Source organism: Rossellomorea sp. RS05, assembly GCF_039822645.1.
Taxonomy (GTDB): Bacteria; Bacillota; Bacilli; order Bacillales; family Bacillaceae_B; genus Rossellomorea; species Rossellomorea marisflavi_B.
In genome coordinates, this window is record NZ_JBDKWY010000001.1 from 443,671 (window position 1) to 461,632 (window position 17,962).

The 17,962-nt window shown below is 49.3% G+C and carries 17 protein-coding genes; all 17 read left to right on the forward strand.

Annotated elements, in window-relative coordinates; translation table 11 throughout:
- Positions 1–52 precede the first annotated feature (52 nt).
- On the forward strand, positions 53–2,734 hold the full coding sequence (locus ABJ225_RS02335) for a cation-translocating P-type ATPase (protein WP_347318235.1): 2,682 nt from the start codon (positions 53–55) through the stop codon (positions 2,732–2,734).
- 130 nt (positions 2,735–2,864) lie between these two features.
- Positions 2,865–3,740: a YicC/YloC family endoribonuclease gene (locus ABJ225_RS02340; RefSeq protein ID WP_218245863.1), complete on the forward strand. Its 876-nt coding sequence runs from the start codon at positions 2,865–2,867 to the stop codon at positions 3,738–3,740.
- A gap of 56 nt (positions 3,741–3,796) precedes the next feature.
- Positions 3,797–4,069, forward strand: a complete 273-nt coding sequence (gene remA / locus ABJ225_RS02345; protein ID WP_048004103.1) for an extracellular matrix/biofilm regulator RemA — start codon at positions 3,797–3,799, stop codon at positions 4,067–4,069.
- The gene (gene gmk, locus ABJ225_RS02350; protein ID WP_053427342.1) at positions 4,070–4,684 is read left to right on the forward strand and encodes a guanylate kinase; all 615 of its coding nucleotides are present in this window, start codon (positions 4,070–4,072) and stop codon (positions 4,682–4,684) included. It abuts the gene before it with no gap.
- Positions 4,685–4,906 (forward strand): DNA-directed RNA polymerase subunit omega, encoded by a 222-nt coding sequence (gene rpoZ, locus ABJ225_RS02355; protein ID WP_056537277.1) that lies wholly within the window; start codon positions 4,685–4,687, stop codon positions 4,904–4,906.
- A gap of 145 nt (positions 4,907–5,051) precedes the next feature.
- Positions 5,052–6,245, forward strand: a complete 1,194-nt coding sequence (coaBC, locus tag ABJ225_RS02360) for a bifunctional phosphopantothenoylcysteine decarboxylase/phosphopantothenate--cysteine ligase CoaBC (protein WP_056537276.1) — start codon at positions 5,052–5,054, stop codon at positions 6,243–6,245.
- A complete protein-coding gene (gene priA, locus ABJ225_RS02365; protein WP_347318238.1) occupies positions 6,245–8,662 on the forward strand; it encodes a primosomal protein N' in 2,418 nt (805 codons plus the stop codon). The genes coaBC and priA overlap by 1 nt, the downstream gene beginning before the upstream one ends.
- A 38-nt stretch (positions 8,663–8,700) precedes the next feature.
- Entirely contained in the window at positions 8,701–9,186 is a 486-nt protein-coding gene (gene def, locus ABJ225_RS02370; RefSeq protein ID WP_053427338.1) for a peptide deformylase, read from the forward strand.
- Positions 9,183–10,136 (forward strand): methionyl-tRNA formyltransferase, encoded by a 954-nt coding sequence (gene fmt / locus ABJ225_RS02375; protein WP_347318240.1) that lies wholly within the window; start codon positions 9,183–9,185, stop codon positions 10,134–10,136. Before def ends, fmt begins: the two co-directional genes overlap by 4 nt.
- On the forward strand, positions 10,129–11,466 hold the full coding sequence (rsmB, locus tag ABJ225_RS02380) for a 16S rRNA (cytosine(967)-C(5))-methyltransferase RsmB (RefSeq protein WP_347318242.1): 1,338 nt from the start codon (positions 10,129–10,131) through the stop codon (positions 11,464–11,466). The genes fmt and rsmB overlap by 8 nt, the downstream gene beginning before the upstream one ends.
- Before the next feature lie 125 nt (positions 11,467–11,591).
- Complete coding sequence (locus ABJ225_RS02385) at positions 11,592–12,341, forward strand: Stp1/IreP family PP2C-type Ser/Thr phosphatase (RefSeq protein WP_056537263.1); 750 nt, start codon at positions 11,592–11,594, stop codon at positions 12,339–12,341.
- Between the two features lie 4 nt (positions 12,342–12,345).
- Positions 12,346–14,385 (forward strand): Stk1 family PASTA domain-containing Ser/Thr kinase, encoded by a 2,040-nt coding sequence (pknB, locus tag ABJ225_RS02390; RefSeq protein WP_318341137.1) that lies wholly within the window; start codon positions 12,346–12,348, stop codon positions 14,383–14,385.
- A gap of 96 nt (positions 14,386–14,481) precedes the next feature.
- Complete coding sequence (gene rsgA, locus ABJ225_RS02395; protein ID WP_056537257.1) at positions 14,482–15,363, forward strand: ribosome small subunit-dependent GTPase A; 882 nt, start codon at positions 14,482–14,484, stop codon at positions 15,361–15,363.
- On the forward strand, positions 15,363–16,031 hold the full coding sequence (rpe, locus tag ABJ225_RS02400) for a ribulose-phosphate 3-epimerase (protein WP_347318245.1): 669 nt from the start codon (positions 15,363–15,365) through the stop codon (positions 16,029–16,031). Before rsgA ends, rpe begins: the two co-directional genes overlap by 1 nt.
- Positions 16,032–16,055: 24 nt before the next feature.
- On the forward strand, positions 16,056–16,703 hold the full coding sequence (locus ABJ225_RS02405; protein ID WP_347318247.1) for a thiamine diphosphokinase: 648 nt from the start codon (positions 16,056–16,058) through the stop codon (positions 16,701–16,703).
- Positions 16,704–16,778: 75 nt separating this feature from the next.
- On the forward strand, positions 16,779–16,859 hold the full coding sequence (gene spoVM / locus ABJ225_RS02410) for a stage V sporulation protein SpoVM (RefSeq protein ID WP_032088878.1): 81 nt from the start codon (positions 16,779–16,781) through the stop codon (positions 16,857–16,859).
- Positions 16,860–17,643: 784 nt separating this feature from the next.
- Positions 17,644–17,832 (forward strand): 50S ribosomal protein L28, encoded by a 189-nt coding sequence (gene rpmB / locus ABJ225_RS02415; RefSeq protein WP_048004091.1) that lies wholly within the window; start codon positions 17,644–17,646, stop codon positions 17,830–17,832.
- Positions 17,833–17,962 lie beyond the last annotated feature (130 nt).

Sequence of the window (17,962 nt, forward strand, 5' to 3'; positions counted from 1 at the left end):
GCTAAGAGAAGGACAACTTTTCGTATTCGTAGAAGGAGAGTGAGATGGGTGCATGAAATTTCATGAGATGAGACAGGAGGATATAGAGAAGGCCATCAATACGGATTATCAACAAGGCCTTTCGTCTGCAGACGCCGAAAACCGGAAGAAGCAGTATGGATATAACCAGTTGGAGGAAGCCGAAAAACAATCGGCCCTATTGGTGTTTTTCAGTCAGTTTAAGGATTTCATGGTACTTGTGCTGCTGGCGGCGACCCTCATATCCGGACTTCTGGGTGAGTATATCGATGCCATTGCCATCATCGCCATCGTAGTGGTCAACAGCTTCCTCGGTTTCTTTCAGGAAAGAAAAGCTGAGAAATCGCTGCAGGCACTGAAGGAATTATCAGCACCCCAGGTTTCTGTCCTCCGGGATGGATCATGGATGAAGGTGCACTCCAAAGAAGTGACAATCGGAGATATCATCCGGTTCTCAAGCGGCGATCGGATCGGTGCCGACATCCGTTTGATCGAAACGAATAACCTGGAGATCGAAGAGTCTGCACTGACAGGAGAATCCCTTCCCGTCCTTAAAACGACCAAGCCTCTCCACGGTAAAGGGTTGAACCTCGGGGACATGGAAAATATGGCGTTCATGGGCACACTCGTCACCAGGGGGAACGGGTTGGGTGTCGTCACTTCCATCGGAATGAATACGGCCATGGGGCAGATCGCCGATATGATCCAAAAAGCTGAAACGATGACTACCCCGCTTCAGCGCAGGCTCGAGGAGCTCGGCAAGATCTTGATTACAGTTGCCCTCATCCTGACGGCCCTTGTCGTTGGAATCGGTGTGCTCCAGGGACATGACATCTACTCCATGTTCCTTGCAGGTGTATCTCTTGCGGTGGCCGCCATACCTGAGGGGCTTCCGGCGATCGTGACGGTTGCCCTGTCCCTCGGCGTCCAGAGGATGATCAAGCAAAAGGCGATCGTCCGAAAGCTTCCTGCCGTGGAGACACTGGGCTGTGCTTCGGTGATCTGTTCCGATAAGACAGGGACCCTCACCCAGAATAAAATGACTGTCACCAAGTTATGGAGTGCAGGAAGGCTGTGGGATGTGTCTGGCACCGGATATGTTCCGCAAGGTGATTTCTTCAACGGAGAATCAAGGGTTTCCCCGTCTTCTGATCAATCATTGAAACAGCTTCTGACGTTTGGAATGCTCTGCAACCATGCAGAACTAGTGGAAAGGGACGGCGAGCTCATACTTGACGGTGACCCGACGGAAGGTGCCCTTCTCGTTGCGGGGATGAAGGCGGGATTGACCCGGGACGCATTGTCGACCTCCTTCAGGATCGTGAAGGAATTCCCGTTTGACTCCACTCGGAAAATGATGACGGTCGTGGCAGAGGATGCTGCTGGAAAGCTTTTTGCAGTCACCAAGGGGGCTCCCGATGTCCTCGTGGGAAAAAGTGCGTCCATCATATGGGACGGAAAGGTTCAAAAAGCGGATGAAGCCGCTTTTCAAGCAGTGGAAGAGGCGATTTCCGGTATGTCTTCGAATGCCCTCAGGACCATCGCCATCGCCTATAAGCCTTTGAACGGTCAATCATTGGATCTGCTCACAGAGGCTGCGGTAGAAAAGGAAGTGACGTTCATAGGGCTCCAAGGAATGATCGATCCTCCTCGTCCCGAAGTCAAACAGGCGGTCAGGGAATGCCGTGATGCGGGAATCAAGACGGTGATGATCACGGGGGATCATGTACTGACGGCCAAAGCCATTGCCAAACAGCTCGGTATTTTGAAATCAAACGACAGGGTGATGGACGGTAAGGCGCTGAATGAGATGGAAATTGAAGAACTTGAAGAAATCGTCGAAGATGTCTCCGTATTCGCCAGGGTATCGCCAGAGCATAAATTGAAAATCGTAAAAGCCCTGCAGAACCGCGGTCACATTGTTGCAATGACCGGAGACGGGGTCAACGATGCACCGGCCATCAAGACGTCCGATATCGGGATCGCCATGGGCATAACCGGTACCGATGTGGCGAAGGAATCTTCATCCCTCGTCCTACTTGATGATAACTTTGCAACCATCAAATCGGCCATCAAGGAAGGGCGGAACATTTACGAAAATATCCGTAAATTCATCCGCTATCTCCTTGCCTCTAACGTGGGTGAGATCCTGGTCATGCTGTTTGCCATGCTCTTGGCCCTACCGCTTCCGTTGGTCCCGATCCAGATCCTGTGGGTCAATTTAGTGACGGATGGACTGCCGGCCATGGCCCTCGGCCTTGATAAGCCCGAAGGAGATGTGATGAAGCGGAAACCGCGGCATCCGAAAGAAGGAGTCTTTGCAAGGGGACTCGGCTGGAAGGTCGTCTCTAGGGGATTCCTTATCGGGGGTGTCACCCTTCTTGCCTTCATCATCGCCTATCATCAGCATCCGGATCAGCTTGAGTACGCCCAGACGATTGCATTTGCGACCCTGGTCCTTGCCCAGCTTATCCACGTATTCGATTGCCGCAGTGAGGTATCGGTGTTCTCGAGAAATCCATTCGGCAATATGTACTTGGTGTGGGCCGTGCTTTCATCCCTGGTGTTGATGCTGGTCGTGATCTATCTGCCGGGTCTTCAACCGATCTTCCATACCGTGTCCATCGAGCCGAGGGACTGGCTGCTGATTGTCGGCTTGAGCTCCATTCCGACGTTTTTACTGGCAGGTTCATTTTTTGCAAGAAAAAAACAATAGAATATGATATAATCCATAAGGTAATAGAGTTTGCTCTCTATTACCTTTTTTATAAGCAAGTGCGGGCCGCCTTTAGGTGTTCCGAGAATGAAATTCGACAGGCACGTCGCATAGATTGGGTGTGATTGGAATGGTCATCAGCATGACAGGCTTCGGACGGAGCCGGATTGAGTCGGGGGGACATACCGTCATTGTTGAAATGAAAACCGTGAACCATCGATTCAGCGAGCTCAATATCCGCATGCCGCGCCAACTCATGAAGCTTGAAGATAAGATCAAGAAGCAGCTCTCCACCTTTATTAACAGGGGAAAAATCGATCTGTTCATCGATATTTCCGGCGGAGGTCTCATACATAAGAATTTACATATTGACTGGGGACTCATTGAGGATTATCATCAGTTAGTAAATAAAGTGAAGGATACTTACTCACTCAAGGGTGATATCGCCCTCTCGGACCTTCTCGGCAGAGGGGAATTCGTTACGGTGGAAGAAACGGAAGAGGAGAATGCCGAACTTGACGAACTGGTCATGGAGGCAGTCCTGAAGGCTTCAGATGAATTAAGGAAGATGAGGGTGGAGGAAGGGAAGGCGCTTCATGCCGACTTCCTTATCCATCTGGATCAAATAAGGATCTGTCTAGACGAACTTTCAGCCCATGCACCCGCGGTGACCCTGCAATACAGGGAACGACTCCGCAAGCGGATCCGGGAATGGAGTGAAGGAGATCCCGACGAGGCAAGACTCCTCTCCGAAGTGGCCATATTTGCAGATAAATCTGATATAACCGAAGAGTTGACGCGTCTCGGGAGTCATCTTCAGTACTTTCATGCCACATTGAATCAAGATGGTGTGATGGGGAGGAAACTGGATTTCATCATCCAGGAGATGAACCGGGAAGTGAACACGATCGGCTCCAAGGCAAATGACTCCAGCATTTCCACACTGGTGGTCGAGTTGAAATCGGCACTGGAGAAAGTGCGGGAGCAGGTCCAAAATGTTGAATAAGAAGTTTAGTTTCCACGTGAACGGGCGAAACTAAACTATTGATTAGGAGGAGCGTCATGTCAATCAAGCTCATCAATATAGGCTTTGGGAATATTGTATCAGCAAACCGAATCATATCGATCGTCGGTCCGGAATCAGCGCCCATTAAGCGCCTGATGCAGGATGCGAGGGATCGGGGAACATTAGTTGACGCTACATATGGAAGAAGGACGAGGGCCGTGATCATCACAGACAGCGATCATGTCATCCTGTCGGCCGTCCAACCCGAGACCGTTGCCCATCGAGTGACTGATAAAGAGGATTTAATAGAAGAAGGGCAGGGTAAATAAATGAAAGAAAAAGGATTGCTGATCGTTCTATCCGGACCTTCCGGAGTAGGGAAAGGGACAGTTCGAAAGGCGATTTTTTCCCAGGAAGATACAAAATTCGAATATTCCATTTCTATGACAACGCGTCATCCGCGTGAAGGGGAAGTGGACGGTGTGGACTACTTCTTCAAGACAAGAGAAGAATTCGAAGCACTGATCGAGCAGGGCAAACTTTTGGAGTATGCCGAGTTTGTCGGCAATTACTATGGCACGCCTGTTGACTATGTCCGCCAGACCCTTGAAGAAGGAAATGATGTTTTTCTTGAAATCGAGGTTCAGGGTGCGCAGCAGGTCAGGGACAAATTCCCTGAAGGCCTGTTCATATTCCTTGCTCCGCCAAGCTTGTCGGAGCTTCAGAATCGGCTGGTCACACGTGGGACTGAGACAGATGACCTGATTCAGGGCAGGATGAATACAGCCCGCAAGGAGATCGAAATGATGAATCTTTATGATTACATCGTTGAAAATGATCAAATCGAACATGCCGTCGGTAAGATCAAGTCCATCGTACAGGCTGAACACTGCAAGCGCGAACGTGTACAACAACGCTATCTAAATATGCTGGAGGTTGAGTGAATGTTATATCCATCTATTGATTCACTAATGAAAAAGATCGATTCGAAATATTCGTTGGTCAGCGTGGCTGCCAAAAGAGCGCGTGATCTACAGGATAAAAAGGACTTCCGCATGGAACAATATGTGTCGGAAAAGTTCGTTGGTAAGGCCCTTGAAGAAATCCACTCCGGCCACTTGTCCATGAAAGAAAGAGACGAAAAAGCCATCTATGAGGATGAATAAATCCCATCTGTACGGCAAATAGGAAATGAAGAGGGTTGAACCGGGAAGTGATGAACTTTTCCGGTACAGCCCTATTTTCTTTTTGCGGCAATATCCTTCATAATAGAGGCTACGAATAGATTAGATAATGGAGGCAATGAACGATATGGGGAAAAAAATACTATTGTGCGTGACCGGTGGGATCGCAGTATATAAAGCAGCAGCACTCACGAGCAAGCTTGTGCAGGCGGGCTTCGAGGTAAAGGTCATGATGACGGAATCCGCGAGGGAGTTCGTTTCCCCGCTCACCTTCCAGGCATTGTCGCGCCAGGATGTCTACTGGGATACATTCGATGAGAAAATTCCAGCGAAGATCGCCCATATCGACTTGGCAGATTGGGCAGACCTTGTACTAGTGGCACCTGCTACGGCAAATATGATTGGGAAACTTGCCGGCGGTATCGGAGATGACATGATCTCCACCACGTTACTTGCGACAGAGGCCGAGATTTGGATTGCTCCTGCCATGAACGTCCATATGTATGACCATCCTGCAGTCAAGAGGAACATTGCCACACTGCATGAGGATGGCTGCCGGTTCGTTGAACCGAGTGAAGGGTACTTGGCATGCGGATACGTCGGCAAAGGCCGACTGGAAGAACCTGAAAAGATCGTAGAACTGATTGCCGCTCACTTTCACTCTCCGACAGAACAGCCACTTAAAGGGAAGACCGTCCTTATTTCTGCCGGTCCGACAAGGGAAATCATTGATCCTGTCCGATATTTCTCAAACCGCTCTACTGGGAAAATGGGATTTGCCGTGGCAGAGGCAGCTGCAAATATGGGCGCCGATGTGACCCTGGTATCAGGTCCGGTCAATCTGTCTCCACCGCGTGGGGTGCATCTCGTCGAGGTGACGACAGCAGAGGACATGTATGAGGCAGTACTCGCGAAATTCGAGGGTGCAGACATCGTGGTGAAGAGTGCCGCGGTCGCCGATTATCGTCCAAAGGAAGTCCATAAGGAAAAAATGAAAAAACAAGATGGCAATCTGATCATAGAATTCGAGCGGACGAAGGATATCCTCATGGAGCTCGGAAAAAGGAAGAACGGGCAATACCTTATCGGGTTCGCTGCCGAAACGTCCAAAATCGGTGAATACGCCAAAGGTAAGCTCGAAAGAAAAAGAGCTGATATGATCGTTGCAAACAATGTGAGCGAAGAAGGTTCAGGCTTCGGGACAGATACAAATAAAGTAACCATTGTGACAGAAGACGGCATACGTGAATTGCCGATGCTCTCAAAGTCAAAAGTGGCAGAAGAAATACTTCTTGAAGCATTGAGACGGATGGATTCTTGATGAAAAATGTAGCAAGCGTCATCGTTGATGTTGCTGCCATGCAGACGGACCGCTGCTTTGATTATCTCATACCTGCTGAATGGACAGGGAGCATTGTGCCGGGGATGAGGGTCGTCGTTCCATTCGGTCCCAGAAAAGTACAGGGATTCGTCATGGAACTGAAAGAAAAGAGTGAGGTGGCGAAACTCAAACCGATTGCGGAACCGATGGATCTGAAACCGGTACTCAACAATGAGCTTCTTACGATGGCAGATTGGCTTACGGAGAATACGCTATGCTTTAAGATCTCTGCCCTCCAGGCCATGCTGCCTGCAGCCATGAAAGCAAAATATGAGAAACAGTTGGTAGTGGAAAAGGGTATTCACGTCGAGAACCTGCCTGAACCCCTCAGACCCCATTTCCTTAAAGGGACCGCCACTTGGAAATCCATCGAGACCGCTGGCTTGCTCCCGCTGGCTCAGCATGAAGTGAAAAACGGCATACTGGAAGTCGTGTATAAGGTGAAAGGGAAAACGAATAAAAAGATGATCAGGAAACTATATCTTGGTATAGCCCCTGAAACCGTCGAAACGGAAGCTTCCGCCCTCCCGGCGCAGGCTAAGAAACAACGTGATGTCCTCATGTTCTGGAAGGAACATGCCGATCAGGGGTTCTCAATGAAAGAGCTTTATGAGCGGTCGGGGACGACGTCTTCCACCATTCAATCCTTGGTGAAAAAGGGACTCCTCGTCCAACAGGATGAAGAGATTTACCGGGATCCATTCGAAGATCGGACGTTCAAGCAAACCACTCCACTTCCCTTAACTGATCAACAGGGGAAAGCAATCACCCCCATTCTTGAAAAAATCGAATCCGGTATACAGGAAACCTTTCTCCTTTATGGTGTGACAGGGAGCGGGAAGACAGAGATCTACCTTCAATCGATCCAACGGGTGCTTGAACAGGGAAAGGAAGCCATCGTACTTGTTCCTGAAATCGCCCTGACTCCTCAAATGGTGAATCGCTTCAAAGGGCGATTCGGCAATGAGGTTGCCGTACTTCACAGCGGGCTATCTTCAGGAGAGAAATATGACGAGTGGCGAAAGATCGAGCGGAAGGAAGTCCGGGTTGTAGTCGGGGCTAGATCTGCCGTATTCGCACCGTTTGAAAATCTAGGTATTATCATCATCGATGAAGAGCATGAAACCAGCTACAAACAAGAAGAAAATCCCCGATACCATGCCCGTGATGTCGCCATTTGGCGAAGTGAATACCATGGATGCCCGGTGGTTCTAGGAAGTGCGACACCATCATTGGAATCATTCGCCAGGGCTTCAAAAGGGGTATACACCCGGTTGAACCTCAGCAAACGGATGAATGACGGGCCCCTGCCTTCAGTAGACATTGTCGACATGCGGGAGGAACTCCGCGAAGGGAACCGCTCGATGTTTTCGAGGAATCTGTTTGAAAAACTGGAGGACCGCCTTTCTAAAGGAGAGCAGACGGTCCTCTTCCTCAACAGAAGGGGCCACTCATCCTTTATCATGTGCCGGGACTGCGGGTATGTCGTGCAGTGTCCGAATTGTGATATCTCGTTGACGTACCATCGTTTCTCCAACGGAATGAAATGCCATTATTGCGGATACGAAGAGCGTGTACCGGAGACCTGTCCGGAGTGTACCAGCGAACATATCAGATATTTCGGCACGGGAACGCAAAAAGTGGAGGAGGAGCTCACTAAGCTGCTCCCTCAAGCACGGATCATCCGGATGGATGTGGATACCACTACAAGGAAGGGATCCCATGAAAGGCTGCTGACTTCCTTCGGGGAAGGAAAGGCCGATATCCTATTGGGTACCCAGATGATAGCGAAAGGATTGGATTTTCCCAACATCACCCTTGTGGGCGTCCTCAGTGCGGACACGATGCTCCATATCCCCGATTTCCGCTCTGCGGAGAAGACGTTCCAGCTTCTGACCCAGGTGAGCGGCAGGGCGGGGCGTCACTCCCTCCCGGGTGAAGTCGTCATCCAGACCTACACGCCGGAGCACTACTCGGTTGAACTCGCTTCGAGTCATGACTATGAGCGATTTTATGAACAGGAAATGGCGATGAGGAAAATGGGATCTTATCCTCCATTTTATTATATTTCCCTTGTCACGATCAGTCATGAAGACCTGATGAAGGTAGTGGATGTTTCGGAGAAAATGACGGGCTTCATCAGGAGTAGATTATCCGGTACGACGAAGATCCTTGGTCCCGTTGCTTCACCCATCCCCAGGATCAAAAATAGATATCGATACCAATGTTTGATAAAATACAAGCGGGAACCGCGACTGGCGGAGACGCTGAAGACGCTGCTTGAACAATTTCATCAGCAGTACGCTTCACAAGGCCTCACGGTCAGCATCGATGTGAATCCTTATGTCATGATGTGACCTTACTGGCGAAACAATTATAGAAAGTTGGAATTTGAATGGCTGTATTACCGATCGTCATGCATCCCGATCCGATCCTCGTAAAGCGATGTGAACCGGTGAAAGAGTTTGATAAAAAATTGAAGAAGCTTCTTGATAATATGTACGAAACGATGATCGAAGCAGATGGTGTCGGACTTGCTGCACCACAAGTGGGAGTTGACCTCCAAGTAGCAGTCGTGGATATCGGGGATGAAACAGGCACAATCGAACTCATCAATCCCGAAATCTTTGAACATTCAGGGGAGCAGACCGATCTTGAAGGATGCCTGAGTTTCCCTGGTCTTTTCGGGGAAGTGAGCCGTCCATATAGCATCTCATTCAGGACGCAGGACCGGAAGGGAAGATGGCTTGAAGGCAGGGCAGAAGGGTTCCTTGCCCGGGCAATCCAGCATGAAATCGATCATTTGCACGGTGTCCTTTTCAATACAAAGACTGAAAAGCTCCTGACGGAAGATGAATTAGAAAGGTTTGAAGAAGAATGACCAAAGTGATTTTTATGGGGACCCCGGATTTTTCCGTCCCGGTCCTGAAAGCGTTGATCGAGAACGAGTATGAAGTGGTTGCTGTTGTAACCCAACCCGATCGTCCCGTGGGAAGAAAACGCATCCTCACGCCCCCACCCGTCAAGGTAGAGGCTGAAAAGCACGGTATCTCCATCTACCAGCCGGAAAAGATCAAGAGTTCCGATGAACTGGAAGAAGTGCTCGCGTTAGAACCTGATTTTATCGTAACGGCAGCATTCGGCCAGATTCTTCCGAAGCGCCTCCTCGACGCACCCAAGCATGGCTGTATCAACGTCCATGCGTCACTGCTGCCAGAACTCAGGGGAGGGGCTCCGATCCATTACTCCATCCTTCAGGGGAAATCCTCCACTGGTATCACCATCATGTATATGGTAGAAAAGCTGGATGCAGGCGATATCATCAGCCAGGTTGAAGTTGAAATCGAAGAAACGGATCATGTGGGGACCCTCCATGATAAGTTGAGCGAAGCGGGTTCAGCCCTTCTGATCGAGACACTTCCAAAGCTTCTGGATGGATCCGTCTCACCGGTCAAACAAGACGAAGAACAGGCCACCTTCGCGTGGAACATCAAACGTGAGCAGGAAAAGATCGATTGGACAAAATCCGGGAAGGAAGTGTACAACCATATCCGCGGTCTGCACCCTTGGCCAGTGGCTTATACGACCCTCGCTGGAGCCGTTATGAAAATCTGGTGGGGTGAAAAGGTGAAGGGTCATGGTTCATCGGTACCCGGGGAGGTCCTCGCGATCGAAGAGGATGGATTCATCGTTTCTACAGGTGATGATATATCCATCAAAGTGACCGACCTTCAACCTTCGGGCAAAAAGCGGATGAGTGCCAAGGACTATTTAAGGGGCGCGGGCTCTCACCTCACAGTCGGGGACAGGATCGGTGAAGAACATGAGTAAGCAGAAAACGGTCAGGGAAGCCGCACTGGAAGTCATTGAAGCCGTTGAAAAAACCCAATCCTACAGCAATCTGCTGCTCAATCATGTCATCGAGAAGAACGATATCCCGTCAAGGGATGTCGGTCTCCTTACCGAGCTTACATATGGAACGATCCAGCGGAAGATGACGCTGGATTATTATTTGAGGCCGTTCGTAAGAGGAAAGGTCGAAAGCTGGGTCAGACAGCTCCTGCGCATGTCCCTTTATCAGCTTGTGTACCTCGATCGCATCCCCGATCGGGCCGTATTTTATGAAGCAGTCGAAATTGCTAAAAAACGAGGTCACAAAGGAATCTCCGGGATGGTGAACGGTGTGCTCCGTTCGGTACAGCGGAAGGGGCTTCCGTCCCTTGAAGACATTCAAGATCCCATCGAGAGAGTATCCATTGAAACGAGTCACCCTCTATGGCTTGTGAAAAGATGGAGCGATCAATTCGGTCTCGAGAAAACGAAGGCCATGTGTGAAACGAATCTCCTTGCACCGAATCAGACGGCAAGGGTCAATCCGCTTAAAGGGACAAGGGAAGAACTGTTGGAAATTCTCACCGAGCATGGGCAATCCGTTCAAGAAAGTCCCATCGTTCCCGAAGCGATCCAGTCACTGAGGGGAAACCTTGCTAAGACGGATGAATACCGCAATGGAAGGTTGACGGTTCAGGATGAAAGTTCGATGCTCGTGGGTCATGCCCTTAAATTAGAAGAAGGTATGAAGGTACTCGATGCTTGTGCGGCACCAGGTGGGAAAACGACCCATATCGCCGAGATGTTGAATAATACAGGTGAGGTACACGCCCTAGACCTTCATGCCCATAAAGTGAAGCTCATCGCTGAAAATGCCGGTAGACTCGGTCTTTCCAATGTTCATGCACGTACCCTCGACAGCCGGAAAGCCGGAGAGGTGTTCGCAGAAGAAAGCTTTGATCGAGTCCTTGTTGATGCTCCGTGTTCAGGACTTGGTGTCCTGAGAAGGAAGCCCGATATCAAGTATGTGAAGAAGGAACAGGATTTGAACTCCCTGCAGAAAATCCAGCTTGATATTCTAGATGCTGCATCCAAACTGCTGAAAACGGATGGGATCCTTGTATATAGTACGTGTACAGTTGACCAAAATGAAAACGAAGGTACCGTGACGGAATTCTTGAGGCATCATCCTGAATTCGAACCCCACCACCTTGATGACATGCCGAAAGCGGTAAAACCATTCATCCAAGGCCATATGCTGCAGGTATTCCCGCAGGATTTCGGAGGGGATGGATTCTTTATCTCATGCTTCAGGAAGAAAAATGGATAAGCGTATTGTAAAGCAGGAAAATTCGCCATCGGAGTCGTAAGAGTAGTAAAGCCTTCTTTGACGGAGGAAAGAGGGGAAGCCCCTTTCCTTCACCGGGAAGTGCCAGTAGAGACGAGGTGACCTATGTGAAAACGGTATATTATTCGGATAAAGGGAAAGTGAGACAGCTTAACGAAGATAGTGCAGGTGTATTTGTCAATGGACATGGAGACTACCTGGCAGTGGTAGCGGACGGGATGGGCGGCCATCGTGCTGGTGACGTTGCCAGTCAGTTGACCATATCATTCCTCGATGAACGCTGGGGGAAGACAGAAAAGTTCCATACAGCTGATGAAGCTGAAAATTGGTTGAGGTCGACCATTGCAGACGTCAATCATGAAGTTTTCACTTATGCGCAGTCCAATTCTGATTGTGAAGGAATGGGTACGACGCTTGTCGGTGCCATCTGTACATCCCTATTCGCCACTGTGGTGAATGTCGGGGACAGCAGGGGCTATATCCTTAATGAAAACGGGTTCCATCAGCTGACGGAAGATCACACCCTTGTCAACGAGCTTGTCAGGAGCGGAGAAATCACTAAGGAAGATGCAGAGCATCATCCAAGGAAGAATGTCATCCTGAGGGCGATCGGCACAGAAGAAACCATCAGCATGGATATCAAGACAATCATGTTTGAAGAAGAAGATGTGCTGCTATTATGCTCCGATGGGTTATCCAATAAAGTATCGGAAAGAGAGATGCAGCGGATTTTGGTTGAAGATCATCCACTCTCGGATAAAGGGGAAGCTCTGGTAGATCGCGCCAATGAATACGGCGGAGAAGATAATATTACTGTAGTGATCGTTGAGTATGCCGCTGTAACGGAAAGCGGGTGATCGTATGATGAATGGAAAGCGCATCAGTGGCCGCTACAAAATTATCAAACTGATCGGCGGGGGCGGCATGGCCAATGTATACCTTGCCCATGATATGATCCTTGACCGGGAAGTCGCCATCAAGACGCTGCGGTTGGATTTCGCTAATGAAGAAGAATTCATCAAGCGCTTCCAGCGTGAGGCACAATCTGCCACAAGCCTTACTCACCCGAATATCGTCAGCATATACGACGTCGGTGAGGAGGATGACCTGTCTTATATCGTGATGGAGTACGTCCATGGCATGACCTTGAAGCAGTACATACAGCAACATTCTCCCGTGGATGTGGAAAAAGCGATCGATATCATGAAGCAGTTGACCATGGCCATCGCACACGCCCACCAGAATCATATCATCCATAGGGATATCAAGCCCCATAACATCCTTCTGGACGAAGAAGGCAATGTCAAAATTACCGATTTCGGGATTGCCATGGCCTTGAGTGCCACCTCCATCACCCAGACGAACTCGGTTCTCGGGTCCGTTCACTATTTGTCTCCCGAGCAGGCAAGGGGGGGGATGGCAACAAAGAAATCGGATATTTATTCTCTTGGGATCGTCATGTTCGAATTGCTGACCGGACGCCTCCCGTTTTCTGGAGAATCTGCGGTTTCTATTGCTTTGAAGCATTTGCAGTCCGAGACGCCTTCCATGAAGCGGTGGGCACCGCATATCCCACAGAGCGTCGAGAATATCGTCCTGAAAGCTACAGCCAAAGATCCTTTCAGAAGATATGAAAATCTGGATGAACTGCAGGAAGAGCTAAAGACATGCCTTGAGCCCGGTCGCTTGGACGAACCAAGATTCAGCGTGCCTCTGGATGATGAAGCAACGAAGGCCATTCCGGTCATAACCGACCAGAATGCACACTCCAATCTGGACGATACGATCGTCCATCATCAATCAACACCTGAAGAAATGGATACAAAGCCGTCGGCTCCAGTAGTGGAAGCGAAGAAGGGCAAGAAAGATAAGCAGAAAAAGAAGAAATCGAAAGACAAAAATAAAAAGAAGTGGCCGATCCTGATTGTTTCTCTCTTTTTCCTCTTGGTGCTGCTGGGTGCGGCGGCCGTTTATTTCATCCCCGATCTCCTCGGACCCAAGGAAATCGAGGTTCCGGATGTATCCGGCAAGGAATCAGCTGAAGCAGCATCCCTCATCGTGTCTCAAGGGTTTGTAGTGGGCAAGACCGAAAAGCAGCCGAGCGAGACCGTACCTGAAGGGGAAGTGATCAAAACCAACCCCAAGGGAGGGAGGACGGCTAAAGAAGGCTCCACCATTGATCTCTATGTCAGCTCGGGAAAAGAGAAAATCGAGATGAAGGATTATACGGATGCCATGTATGATGAGGCGAAAAAAGATCTCGAGGAGCTTGGGTTTGAGGTAGAGAAGGAAGAAGTGAATGACCAGGCGGATGAGGGAACCATCCTCAGGCAGGACCCATCGGAAGGTGAGGAAGTCATACCGGACGAAACGACAGTCACACTAACCGTAAGTCTGGGCCCCGTTTCATTCGATCTCAGGGACCTTACCGGTTTTGATAGCAAACTTCTTGAAGAGTACGAGGATTTGAGAGGCATCTCGATCGAAAAAGGTGCAGAAGCCTACTCCGATAATATCCCGGAAGGAAGCGTCGTCTCCCAGGAAACCAAAGCGGGAACGCCGATATTTGAAGGGGACGTCATCTATGTGACGATTTCTAAAGGTCCGGACCCGACTCAACAGAAGGAAGAAGAAGAGGCAGCAGCATCTAAAACGACGAAAGAAGTGCCTCTAGAGCTTTCGATTCCTTATGAAAAGGAAGATGGGACCCCTCAATCCGTCGATATTTATATCGAGGATGCCAACAAGAAATTGGATGATAGCGATCAACTTCTGGCCATCACGGAAGAAACCTCTGTTACATTGACCTTCACTCTTGAAGAAGGGCAAGAAGGAAAGTATAGGATCCTTTTAGATGGCAAGGAGTATAAAGAAGATACAGTGGAATATCCTAATGATTGATAAGAGTAGTCCTTGTTGGGGCTGTCTCCGTCTTAGACGGGACAGTCCCATTATTTTCGATTATAATGAGGATGTAAACCAGAACGGAGGTAGCGAATGGCTGAAGGGAAAATTGTGAAAGCGCTCAGCGGTTTCTATTACGTACTTTCTGAAGGGACCGTCACTCAATGCAGGGGTAGAGGGAACTTCAGGAAAAATAAAATCACGCCCCTAGTTGGGGATCACGTTGAGTTCCAGGCGGACAATGTGACCGATGGATACATATTGAAGGTTTTTGAACGAAAGAATGAGCTCGTCAGGCCACCGATCGCCAATGTGGATCAAGCGATCCTCGTCTTTTCGGCGAGCGAGCCGGATTTCAGCACGACACTTCTTGACCGATTCCTCGTACTTATCGAGAGTAAGGAAATCGACCCGCTCATCTGCATTACGAAAATGGACCTTCTTACGGAGGAGGAGATGGGCAGGATCCACCGATACGCAGACGACTACCGGAGGATGGGGTATGAAGTGCTGACGACTTCTTCGAAAACGGAACAGGGCGTCAAAGAACTCGCCCCGTATCTTAGGGATAAGATTTCGGTGTTTGCAGGTCAGTCAGGGGTCGGGAAATCCTCTCTGCTCAACGCACTTGATCCCGAACTCGATCTGAAGACCGCCATGATCTCAAGCCACCTTGGAAGGGGAAAACATACCACACGTCATGTGGAGCTGATCCATGTAGACGGAGGCCTCGTGGCAGATACACCCGGTTTCAGTTCACTGGACTTCACGGAGCTTGATGAATCCGATCTGCCTCTATGCTTTCCAGAAATGGTGACGGCTTCTGAAGCTTGCAAATTCAGGGGATGCCTGCACGTGAATGAACCAAAGTGCGCGGTGAAAGAGCAAGTGGAGGCGGGAGACATCCCGGCCTATCGATACGATCATTATCTATCCTTTCATCAGGAAATCAAAGAAAGAAAGCCGAGGTATTAATGATGAAGATTGCACCATCGATTCTGTCAGCAGATTTTTCTAAACTAGGGGAGGATATCCGTGAGGTTGAAGCGGGTGGAGCGGATTACATTCACGTGGATGTGATGGATGGTCACTTTGTACCGAACATAACTCTGGGACCGCCGATCGTCAAAGCCATTCGTCCCATCACAGGGCTTCCCCTCGACGTCCATCTGATGATATCGGAACCGGCCAAGTATGTGGACGCATTTGCCGACGCAGGCGCAGATTATATTACTGTGCATGTAGAGGCGGACCCCCATATTCATAGGACCATCCAGTCGATCAAAAATCGGGGAGTGAAAGCAGGAGTTGTCCTTAATCCAGGCACGGCCTCAGAGCTGATCAAACCACTCATAGCCGATATTGATATGGTGCTCCTCATGACGGTCAATCCAGGCTTTGGTGGTCAGGCGTTCATTCCATCCGTGGTCACTAAGATCAAAGAAATCAGGAAGTGGGCCGATCAACTGAATCCAGCCCTTGAGATCGAAGTCGACGGTGGAATCAATCCCGAGACCATTGCAGTTTGTGCCGAAGCTGGAGCAGATGTATTTGTGGCCGGATCAGCCATTTACAATCAAAGCGATCGTAAAAAAGCAATTGAAGATCTTAAAGCAGCGGCTTCTGTGGGGAAAGCAGAGTAGCTGCTCTGCTGGAAAGAGGACCCTATGAAAATCTCGATTTTAGCTGGAGGACCGACACCCTACCTTCCTCCCCTGGTCGATGTCCCTATGGATGCTCATATATGGGTAGGGGTGGACAGGGGGGTATTCACCCTCCTGGAAAAGGGGATTGAGCCTCATGTCGCTTTCGGTGACTTTGATTCAGTCAGCCCACGTGAATGGCAACTGATTTCTTCCTGTGTTGAAGAAGTGAATCGCTATAGGCCGGAGAAGGACGAAACCGACCTCGAACTCGCTTTGAACTGGGCCGCTGAACAGGATCCCGAAGATATCACCATTTACGGTGCAACCGGAGGCCGTCTGGATCATTTTATGGGAAATGTGCAGCTTCTTCTTAAAGATGACTTGAAAGGGATCTCAGTTCGTCTCGTTGATTCCCTGAATGAAATGTATATAAAAAGACCGGGGGAGCACGAGGTGGAAATGAACCCCCGCTACACGTACATTTCGTTCGTCCCGATCAGCCCTATTGTGAAGGGGTTGACCCTGTCCGGCTTCAAATATCCCCTCACCAACCGGAATATTTACTGGGGATCCACACTATGTATTAGTAATGAACTTATACAATCGCATGGTACTTTTTCTTTTTCCGACGGCATAATAATGGTGATAAGAAGCAACGATGCTTCTTGACCCAAACGTGTAGATCGGCTTGTATAAGCGATTTGTAATGAGTATGTTCTATAGATTGTGGGGAGGGACTTGAAAATGCGTTTCTATACAATCAAACTACCGAAATTTCTTGGAGGCCTTGTCAGGGCCATGCTGGGGACGTTCAAGAAAGAATAGCACCTGGAGGCGGGAAACCGTCTCTTTTTTTTTGTCTTCTGCAGTAAGGGAAGGTCAGAGGTAGGTGTTAACCTGCAACATCATCTGCTCAGAATGAGATCACTGTGAGAGTTATACATAGCCGCAGGGCGTCTTAATGCCTGGTCTTGTGCTTGGAGTCCAAGTGATATTGATTGGAGCTCAAAAAGGTAAAGAACGCCTTTCCAGGTTCTCGTCTTATGCTTGTCGGGTCAGGGCGAGCCGCCTGCGCTTTTCTTGGTGTCCAGCTCCGGCGGGTTGACCCTCGAGGTCATAAGTCAAAGATCTCAAAAAGGCATAGAACGCCTTTCCGAGATCTTCGCCTTATGCTTGTCGGGTCAAGGCGACCCGCCTGCGCTTTTCGTGGTGTCCAGCTCCGGGGGCTTGAGGCTCGAGGTCATAAGTCAAAGATCTCATAAAGGCACAGAACGCCTTTCCGAGATCTTCGCCTTATGCTTGTCGCCTCAGGGCAAGCCCCCTCCGCTTTTCTTGATGTCCAGCTCCGGCGGGGTGACCCTCGAGGTCATAAGGCAAGAACCCAAAAAGGCACAGAACGCCTTTCCGGGTTCTTGCCTTATGCTTGTCGGGTCAGGGCGACCCGCCTCCGCTTTTCGTGGTGTAAAGTATTTTTTCTTGAAAGGTTCGATTGTGGTATTGCATTGTGGTTTGTTGTGTGATAAATTATTAAGGTATCTTTTATGAAAAAAAAGCGAAATGTGAATCTGAAATTTACTTCAGCTTCTTGTTAGTGAGGAGGGAATATATTATGGCGAAACAATGCGTAATTACTGGCCGTAAAGCTAGCTCAGGTAATGCTCGCTCTCACGCGATGAATGCGAATAAGCGTACATGGGGTGCTAACCTGCAAAAAGTTCGTATTCTTGTAGACGGTAAACCTAAAAAGGTTTGGGTTTCTGCAAGAGCATTGAAATCTGGTAAAGTTGAACGCGTTTAATAATCAAGTTGAAAAGACGTCTAGCTGCTAGACGTCTTTTTTTCATGTTTGCGGCCGGATGATGCTTGGAGATAATGAAAGAATGGCGTCCTGGATGGGGCACCTGACAGTTTAGCTTTTAAAATAGGGT